Origin of the sequence: Azospirillum griseum (assembly GCF_003966125.1) — a bacterium.
GTDB lineage: Bacteria > Pseudomonadota > Alphaproteobacteria > Azospirillales > Azospirillaceae > Azospirillum > Azospirillum griseum.
The window spans coordinates 1-10,213 of sequence record NZ_RXMA01000059.1; the positions used below are offsets into that span (position 1 = coordinate 1).

Genomic DNA, 10,213 nt, shown 5'->3' on the forward strand with positions numbered 1-10,213 from the left:
GGATAACCGGTTCTTTGCGTCGGGCCATTCAGGGTCTCCTTCTGCTTCAGGATAACCCCGCCGAGCACGAAATTCCGGATAGTCCCGATGCAGTCCGGTCGCCGCTTTTTTCATGCCCGGTTCGCTCTCAGGTTCCACCTTCAGCGGTTCGTCGGCCCAAAAGAAAAGGGGGTGCCCTTGCGGGCACCCCCTTCCCCTAGCGTGTGAAACTCAAGCTTAGCCGAGGTTGATGTCGGTGAGCGAGAGCGTGGTGCTGTTGTAGACACCCAGCAGACGAACCTCGGTGGCGGCCACCTGACCGTCGCCGTTGGTGTCGACCACCTGATACAGACCCGAGCTGGTGCCGTTGTTGGCGAGCACCAGGACGCTCGCACCAGCCGACGAGTTCGTCAGCGTGCCGAGAGCGTTGCGGAAGTTGACCAGGTTGGTGTCCGTCAGGCTGCCGCTGACCGCCGAGGAGAGCGAGACCAACTCGTTGGCCATGCTCACACCGTTGGTCGCCGCAGTCGCCGTGGTCAGGGCGCTGTCGCCGGTCTTGTCCGCCGTGGTCCGAGCCGTACCCGTCAGCTGCACCTTGTCGGTGCCCGAGGTGAAGCTGGTCACGGAGATGAAGCCGGTGTTCGCACCCAGAGCCGCGATGTCCGTGAAGGACGAGTACACGACCGTGTCGGTCCCGCTGCCCAGGGTGATGCTGTCGCCCGAACCGCCGAGGAAGCGGACCGAACCACTCGTCACCGTGATGACATCGGTGCCCGTGCCACCGGTGATCGTCTCGATGTCGCTGACCGACATGGTCACACCGGTGTTGCCCAGCGTGATCACATCGTTGCCCGAGCCGCCGGTCAGCGTCTCGATGCCACGCAGCAACACGGTCGAACCACCGTTGCCCAGGGTGACGAGGTCCGTGCTCGCGCCGCCGACCAGGATTTCAATCCCGCTTTCGGCCCGCATCGTCACGCCCGTGTCGCCCAGGATCACGAGGTCGCTGCCCGCACCACCGATCATGGTGTCGATGCCACGAGTGATGACGGTGTTGCCCGTCGCACTCAAGGTCACGACATCCGAACCGGTGCCACCAACCAGGAACTCAACACCCGAGGCCAGCATCGTCACACCGGCGGCACCGGTGAAGACGATGTCGGTGTTCGCACCACCGGTCAGGGTGTCGATGCCCGTCACGGTGATGGTGTTCGCCGTATCACCCAGGGTGATGATGTCGGTGCCAGCACCGCCAACCAGGGTTTCGACCGCACGGGTCAGCAGGGTCGCCCCCGAAGAACCGATGGTCACGACATCCGTCGCGGCACCGCCGACCAGGATTTCGATCCCCGAGTTCATCAGCAGAGTGACGCCCGTATCGCCCAGGATCACCAGATCGCTGCCAGCGCCACCCGCGAGGGTGTCGATGCCACGCGTGGTGACGGTGTTGCCGGACGAACCCAAGGTCACGACATCGGAACCCGTGCCACCAACCAGGAACTCAACACCCGAAGCGGTCATCGTCACGCCAGCGGAGCCGGTGAAGACGACGTCGGTGTTGGTGCCGCCGGTCAGGGTGTCGACACCCGTCACGGTGATGGTGTTCGCGGTGTTGCCGAGGGTGATGACATCGGTGCCCACGTCGCCGATCAGCGTCTCGATCGCACGGGTCAGCAGGGTCGCGCCCGAGGTGCTGAGCGTCAGCACATCGGTGGCGGCACCACCAACCAGGGTTTCGACGCCGGTGGACAGCAGCAGCGTGTTGCCGGTGTCGCCCAGGATCACGAGGTCGGAACCCGCACCACCGATCAGCGTCTCAATGCCGCGGATGGTGGTCGTGTTGCCGGACGAACCCAGGGTCAGAACATCGGTGCCACTGTTGCCGATCACGAAGTCCGCACCCGACACGGTCAGGGTCGCCCCAGCCGAGCCAAGCAGGATGACTTCGGTGCCCGAAGCGCCGATCACGGTTTCGATGCCCGTGACCAGGATCGTCGCGCCAACCGTGCCGATCGTCACCACGTCGGTGCCGACACCGCCGGTCAGCGTCTCGATGCCGGACACCACCAAGGTGTTGCCCGCCGTGCCCAGCGTGACCACGTCAGAGGCCGAACCACCGGTCAGCGTCTCCAGCCCGCTGACCAGCAGCGAGTTGAAGGTGTTGCCGAGCGTGATGGCGTCGGTGCCGACACCGCCGGTCAGCGTCTCGATGCCGCGCAGCAGCACCGTGTTGCCAGCCGAGCCGAGCGTGACCACGTCGGTGCCCGTGCCGCCGATCAGGATGTCGAGGGCCGAAACCAGCAGGGTCGAACCCGCCGAACCCAGGAACACCAGTTCGGAACCCGTGCCACCGGTGATGGTCTCCAGAGCGTTCGCCAGCAGCGTGCTGCCGGTCGAAGCAATGGTGATCACATCGGTGCCAACGCCACCCGTCACAGTTTCCAGCGCCGAGGCCAGCAAGGTGCTGCCCGCCGTGCCGATGCTGATGACGTCGGTGCCGGCGCCGCCGACCAGGGTCTCCAGCAGCGAAACCAGCGTGGTGTTGCCGGTGTCGCCGAGGGTGATGACGTCGGTGCCAACATCGCCCGTCAGGGTCTCCAGACCGCGCAGGATGATGGTGTTACCGGACGTGCCCAGCGTGACCACGTCGGTGGTGGTGCCGCCGACCAGGATCTCGAGACCCGAGGCCAGGATCGTGTTGCCCGACGACCCCAGGAAGACCAGATCGCTGCCCGCACCGCCGGTGATCGTTTCGATCGCGTTCAGCAGCAGGCTGTTGCCAGCCGAGCCGAGCGTGATGATGTCGGTGCCAACGCCACCGGTGACGGTTTCCGCCGCCGAGATGGTGATGGTCGAACCGGTCGTGCCCAGAGTGATGAGGTCGGTGCCCGCACCGCCGCGCAGCGTTTCGATCTGCGACACCAACAGGGTGTTGCCAACCGAGCCGAGCGTGATGAGGTCGGTGCCCGCCGCACCCGTCAGGGTTTCCAGCGCCGAAACCACGAGCGTGTTGCCCGAGGTGCCGAGGCTGATGACGTCCGTGCCCGCGCCACCCGTCAGGGTCTCCAGCGCCGAGACCAGCATGGTGGTGCCGGTGTCGCCGATGGTGACGATGTCGGTGCCAGCCGCGCCCGTCAGGGTCTCAAGACCGCGAACGATGATGGTGCTGCCCGCCGAGCCGAGCGTGGCAACATCCGTGCCCACGCCGCCGATCAGGAACTCCAGAGCGGAGACGGCCAGGGTGCTGCCCGCCGAACCCAGGAAGACCAGATCGCTGCCCGAACCACCGGTGATCGTCTCCAGCAGCGAGGCCAGGACGGTGTTGCCGACCGAGCCGAGCGTGACGACGTCGGTGCCAGCCGCACCCACCAGGGTTTCCAGCGCGGAAACCTGCAGGGTGTTGCCCGAGGTGCCGAAGCTGATGACATCGGTGCCCGCGCCGCCCGTCAGGGTCTCCAGCGTCGAGACCAGCATGGTGGTGCCGGTGTCGCCGATGGTGACGGCATCGCTGCCCGCACCACCCGTCAGGGTCTCAAGACCACGGACGGTGACGGTGTTGCCCGAAACGCCCAGCGTGACCACGTCGGTGCCAGCGTCACCGATCAGGAACTCCAGAGCGGAGACGGCCAGGGTGCTGCCCGCCGAACCCAGGAAGACCAGATCCGTGCCCGTGCCGCCGGTGATCGTCTCCAGCAGCGAAGCCAGGACGGTGTTGCCAGCCGAGCCGAAGGTGACGACGTCGGTGCCGGCCGCACCCACCAGGGTCTCCAGCGCGGAAACCTGCAGGGTGTTGCCAGAGGTGCTGAGACGGATGACGTCCGTGCCCGTGCCGCCGGAGATGGTCTCCAGCGCCGAGACCAGCAGGGTCGTGCCAGCCGAACCCAGGGTCACGATGTCGGTGCCAGCCGCGCCCGCCAGGGTTTCCAGCGCGGAAACCTGCAGGGTGTTGCCCGCCGTGCCGAGCGAGACCACGTCGGTGCCAGCACCGCCGGTGATCGTCTCGAACAGCGAGGCCGTCGCGGTGTTGCCCGTGTCACCCAGGGTCAGAACGTCGGTGCCCGCACCGCCGATCAGCGTTTCGATGCCGCGCAGCAACAGCGTGTTGCCCGCCGAACCGAAGGTGACGACATCGGTGCCAACGCCACCGATCAGCAGGTCGATGCCCGACGCCGACAGGGTGTTGCCCGCCGTGCCGAGGAAGACCAGTTCCGAACCCGTGCCGCCCGTCAGGGTTTCAACACCCGACACCAGCAGGGTCGAACCAGCGGCCGCGATGGTGACGACGTCGGTGCCAACACCGCCCGTCAAGGTCTCCAGCGCCGAAACCACGAGCGTGTTGCCCGAAGTGCCGAGGCTGATGATGTCGGTGCCCGCACCACCCGTCAGGGTCTCCAGCGCCGAGACCAGCATGGTGGTGCCGGTGTCGCCGATGGTGATGATGTCGGTGCCAGCCGCGCCCGTCAGGGTCTCAAGACCACGGACGGTGACGGTGTTGCCAGCCGTCCCGAGGGTGGCCACGTCGGTGCCCGTGCCGCCGATCAGGAATTCCAGAGCGGAGACGGCCAGGGTGCTGCCCGCCGAACCCAGGAAGACCAGATCGGTGCCCGCACCGCCGGTGATCGTTTCCAGAACCGAGGCCAGGATGGTGTTGCCAGCCGAACCCAGGGTGATGACGTCGGTGCCGACGTTGCCCGTCACCGTCTCCAACAGGGAGATGGTCAGGCTGTTGCCCGAGGTGCCGAGGCTGACGACATCGCTGCCGGCCTGGCCGGTCAGGGTCTCAAGGCCAGACACCAGGACGGTGCTGCCCGTGACCGAGCCGAGCGTGACGACATCGGTGCCAACGCCACCCGTCAGGGTTTCCAGCGCCGAAACCAACAGCGTGTTGCCCGAGGTGCCCAGCGTGATGACGTCGGTGCCAGCACCGCCCGCCAACGTCTCAAGCGCCGAAACCAGCAGGGTCGTGCCGGTGTCGCCAACCGTGATGATGTCGGTGCCAACACCGCCGGTCAGGGTCTCCAGACCACGCAGCAGGACCGTGTTGCCAGCCGTGCCCAGCGTGACGACATCGGTGCCGACCCCGCCGATCAGGATGTCAACCGCCGAAACGGTCAGCGTGTTGCCAGCCGTGCCCAGGGTGATCAGTTCGGAACCCGCACCGCCGGTCAGGCTTTCCAGCCCGGAAACCAGCAGGGTCGCGCCCGCCGAACCCAAGGTGACGACGTCGGTGCCAACGCCACCCGCCAGGGTCTCCAGCGCCGAAACCAGCAGCGTGTTGCCCGAGGTGCCGAGGCTGATGACGTCGGTGCCCGCACCGCCCGCCAGGGTTTCCAGCGCCGAAACCAGCATGGTCGTGCCGGTGTCGCCGATGGTGATGGCGTCGGTGCCGACACCGCCCGTCAGGGTTTCGAGGCCACGGAGCAGAACCGTGTTGCCAGCCGTGCCCAGCGTGACCAGATCCGTGCCCGCGCCGCCGACCAGGGTCTCGAGCAGCGAAGCCAGGATGGTGCTGCCAACCGAGCCGAGCACGACGAGATCCGAACCCGCACCACCGGTGATCGTCTCAAGCGCCGAGGCCAGGATGGTGTTGCCAGCCGAACCCAGGGTGATGACGTCGGTGCCAGCCGCACCGGTGATCGTCTCAAGCGCCGAAATCAGGAGCGTGTTGCCCGAGGTGCCGAGGCTGACGATGTCCGTGCCCGTACCGCCGGTCAGGGTCTCCAACGCCGAGGCCAGGATGGTGTTGCCAGCCGAACCCAGGGTGATGACGTCGGTGCCAACGTCGCCGCTGATCGTCTCCAGCGCCGAAACACGCAGGGTGTTGCCCGAGGTGCCGAGGCTGATGACATCGCTGCCGGTGCCACCGGTCAGGGTCTCCAGCGCCGAAACCAGCATGGTGGTGCCGGTGTCGCCGATGGTGATGATGTCGGTGCCGACCGCACCGGTCAGGGTTTCCAGACCACGCAGCAGGATGGTGTTGCCAGCCGTGCCCAGCGTGACGACATCGGTGCCAGCCGCACCGACCAGGGTGTCGATCGCCGAAACCAACAGCGTGTTGCCGTTCGTCGCCAGCGTGATCAGTTCGGAAGCAGCGCCACCGGTCAGGGTTTCAAGCCCGCCGACCAGCAGGGTCGTGCCCGCCGAACCAATGGTGATGACATCGGTGCCGACGCCGCCCGTCAGGGTTTCCAGCGACGCAACCAGCATGGTGGTGCCGGTGGTGGCGATGCTGATGATGTCGGTGCCTGCGCCGCCGATCAGGGTCTCCAGCGCACCAACCAGCGTGGTGGTGCCGGTGTCACCGATGGTGATGACGTCGGTGCCGACGCCGCCCGTCAGGGTTTCCAGGTTGCGCAGCAGGATGGTGTTGCCAGCCGTGCCGAGCGAAACCACGTCGGTGCCAACGCCGCCAATCAGGGTTTCAACCGCCGAAACCAGCAGCGTGCCGCCAGCGGTGCCCAGCGTGACGAAATCGGAGCCAGCGCCACCGGTCAGGGTTTCGAGCAACGAAACCAGGGCCGTGTTGCCGCCGGAACCAAGGGTGACGACGTCCGTGCCAGCGGCACCCGTCAGCGTCTCGACGCCGCCGACCAGCGTCATGGTGCTGCCGGTGGTCCCCAGCGTGATGATGTCGGTGCCCGAACCGATGGTCAGGGTCTCAACGCCCGACACCAGGACGGTGTTGCCCGCCGAACCGATGGTGATGACGTCGGTGCCGACGCCGCCGATCAGCGTTTCAACCAGGGTGATCTGCGCGGTGTTGCCAGCCGTGCCCAGCGTGACCACGTCCGTGCCAGCCGCGCCCGTCAGGGTTTCGAGCGCCGAAACCAGCAGCGTGTTGCCAGACGTGCCCAGCGTGATGATGTCGGTGCCAGCCGCGCCCGCCAGGGTCTCAAGCCCCGAAACCAGGGCCGTGTTGCCGGTGGTGCTCAGGGTGACGACGTCCGTGCCAACACCACCCGTCAGCGTCTCGACGCCGCCGACCAGGGTCATGGTGCTGCCGGTGGTCCCCAGCGTGATGATGTCGGTGGCCGAGCTGATGGTCAGCGTTTCGATGCCCGACACCAGAACGGTGTTGCCCGCCGTGCCGATGGTGACGACGTCGGTGCCGACACCGCCAACCAGCGTCTCGACCAGGGTGATCAGCGCCGTGTTGCCAGCCGTGCCCAGCGTGATGACGTCGGTGCCGACCGCACCGGTCAGCGTCTCAAGCGCCGAAACCAGCAGCGTGTTGCCAGCCGTGCCCAGCGTGACAACGTCCGTGCCAACCCCACCGCTCAACGTCTCAAGCGCCGAAACCAGCAGCGTGCTGCCAGCCGTGCCCAGCGTGACAACGTCCGTGCCAGCCGCGCCCGTCAGGGTTTCGAGCAAGGAAACGGTCAGCGTGTTGCCAGCGGTGCCGATGGTGACGACATCGGTGCCAACCGCGCCCGTCAGGGTCTCGACCAGGGTGACAAACAGCGTGTTGCCCGCGTTGCCGAACGTCACAACGTCGGTGCCAGCCGCGCCCGTCAAGGTTTCGAACGCGGTAATGGCAACCGTGTTGCCGGACGTGCCCAGCGTGACGATATCGGTGCCAGCCCCGCCGAAGACCGTTTCGAGGGCCGAGAGGGTGACCGTGTTGCCGGACGTGCTCAACGTGACGATATCGGTGCCAGCCGCACCGGTGATCGTTTCGAGAGCCGAGACGGTCAGCGTGTTGCCGGCGGTGCCGAAGGTGATGACATCGGTGCCAACACCACCCACCAGGGTCTCAATCGTCGAAACCAGCAGCGTGTTGCCGGCGGTGCCCAGCGTGATGGCGTCGGTGCCAGCCGCACCGGTGAGCGTCTCAAGCAGGCTCACCAGCATCGTGCTGCCGGACGTCGCAACCGAGACCACATCGGTGCTCGAGCTGCCCACCAGGGTTTCCAGCAAGGAGACCTGAAGAGTGGAGCCGGCAGTCAAAGTGATGACGTCAGTGCCAGCGCTACCGACCAGGGTTTCCAACGCCGAAATCGACACCGTATTACCGGACGTCCCCAGCGTGATGACGTCCGTGCCCACATTACCGATGATAGAATCAAATTGGCCCAATGTTAGGGTTGAGCCCGTTGTAACCCCTACGGTGTATCCAGCCATTACTATTCCCTTTCAGGTTTGGTTCGCCGGCAGATGAACCATCTCTTAAGATGCTGATCGCGCTCGAGCAGAATCCAGGCAGACACAGTCCTAGCGCTGACTAGCACATCATCCCCCTTGTTATCCGAAGGACAGCGCCTGAGGCAACGCGTTTCTACCGAAGGGGACGGGGAAGAGGCGATGTGTGCCACCCACTGTTCCGGGAGGAACCATCCACCCCCTGGTCAGAATCAGATTATCTGTTTGTTTTTATTGGATTATAACTGGGTATGACTATTGCGCCACAGCCTGCGGCAAAGTTGCCCCCGGAATCCGGCATGCCGCAGCGCACCCCGGATCGCCACAGTCACAAGAGATGGACTCCGAATCGAGCGTCCTCTCTCCAACATTCGTTTGATTATCAAGATAGATACAGATCAGCCCCGGCCATCAGGATCAGTATCCGCCCACGCTCCTTTCATCCCACGAACACCAGCCACAGGGTCGAAAATCAGCCATCACCTCGACACCATCCCGGTGCCTGTGGCGGTTCCATGAACCGGATCCCGCTTTCTTCGCCGTCCTGTCCAGGATGGGGCTTGGAGAATGCCGCAACTCCCGCTATTCCCATGCCCGTCCGGACAATGGCCGAACGCTCAAGGGGCAGGGACGACCGAGAACAGCATGGCGACCATTCAGGAGGCCCTTGCCGCTGCGGTGCGGCATCACCAAGCGGGTCAGATCGACGTCGCGGCCCGCATCTACCGCCGCATCATCGAACTCGTTCCCGATCATGCGGATGCGGTGCATCTGATGGGGTTGGCCACACGCCGTCACGGCCAGACAAACACCGCGCTCCGCCTCCTGCTCCGTGCCTTGCGGCTTGCTCCCGATATGGCGGAACCGCGCCTGAATCTGGGCAATCTCTTGCGTGACCATGGCTCCGCCGCCGCCGCCGCCGCCGCCGCCTACCGCACGGCGATCGCCACGCGCCCCGAATTGGCAGTCGTTTATGAAAACCTGGGCGGGCTGCTCCGGTCCCAGGGGCATGGCGCTGAAGCGGAAGCGGCGTATCGCCGCGCCATCCGTCTCAACCCAGCCAGCACGGACGGGCACAACGGTTTGGCCAACGTCCTGCAGGAACGCGACACGCTGCCCGCCGCGCTCGCCGCCTATCGGCGTGGGCTGGCGCTGGAACCGACCCACATGGCGGCCTGCAACAATGTCGGCATCGCGCTGCGCGGGTTGCGCGACGCCTCCGGAATGGCCTGGCACCGGCGTGCCATTCGCCTGGATCCGTTCTTTGCGGTTGCCCACAGCAGTCTTGGCCTGTCTTTGCAGGAGGACGGTCGTCTGGAGGATGCGGCCCGCGCCCAGGCCCACGCCATCGCCATTGATCCGGGATTCGCCGGGGCGTACGCCAATCATGGCAACGCCCGTCTCAACCAGAACCGGCTGGACGAAGCGATCACCGGCTTCCGCCGCGCCACCACCATCGACCCGACAAGCCCGGATGCGCGGCGCAACCTGGGCATGGCGCTTCTGGTGGGCGGCTGTTTTGAAGAGGGATGGCGCGAGTATGAATGGCGTCTGCGCTGCAAGGACGCCCCCACCCACGCCTCCATGCCCAAACCCCGCTGGAACGGTGAACCGCTGAACGGTCGTCGAATCCTGCTGCACGGCGAACAGGGGTTGGGAGACGCTTTGCAGTTCTGCCGCTACGTGCCGTTGGTGGCCGCGCGGAACGGACGGGTCATCCTTGGGCTTCCCGCTGCGTTGCAACGGGTGATGGCGGGGTTGCCGGGCGTGGAACGCTTCGTGTCCGGCCCCCTGCCGACCGATGCCTTCGACCTGCATTTGCCGATGCTCAGCCTGGCCGAGGTGTTCGGCACGCAGATGGACACGATCCCGCACCGCGTTCCCTATCTGCACGCGGAGCCGCAGACGGTGGCGCGGTGGGGCGACCGTCTGTCCGGCCTGCCGGGGCTGAAGGTGGGGATCGTCTGGGCCGGATCACCGACCCACGGCAACGACCGCAACCGCTCCATTGGTCTGGCTCCCTTCGCCCGGCTCGCCGCCATCCCCGGCGTGTCGCTGGTCTCCATCCAGAAAGGCCCGACCGAAGGGCAGGCGG

Annotated in this window: 2 protein-coding genes; one reads left to right on the forward strand and one right to left on the reverse strand. The window is 66.0% G+C overall.

The annotated features are described in order from the left end of the window. Window positions 1–216: 216 nt before the first annotated feature. Window positions 217–7,881 (reverse strand): beta strand repeat-containing protein, encoded by a 7,665-nt coding sequence (locus tag EJ903_RS25660; protein WP_126620718.1) that lies wholly within the window; start codon window positions 7,879–7,881, stop codon window positions 217–219. 882 nt (window positions 7,882–8,763) lie between these two features. Between EJ903_RS25660 and EJ903_RS25665 the strand changes: the two genes are divergently transcribed. Further along, window positions 8,764–10,213 (forward strand): tetratricopeptide repeat protein (locus EJ903_RS25665; protein WP_246015985.1); only part of this gene is annotated, 1,450 nt, incomplete at its 3' end.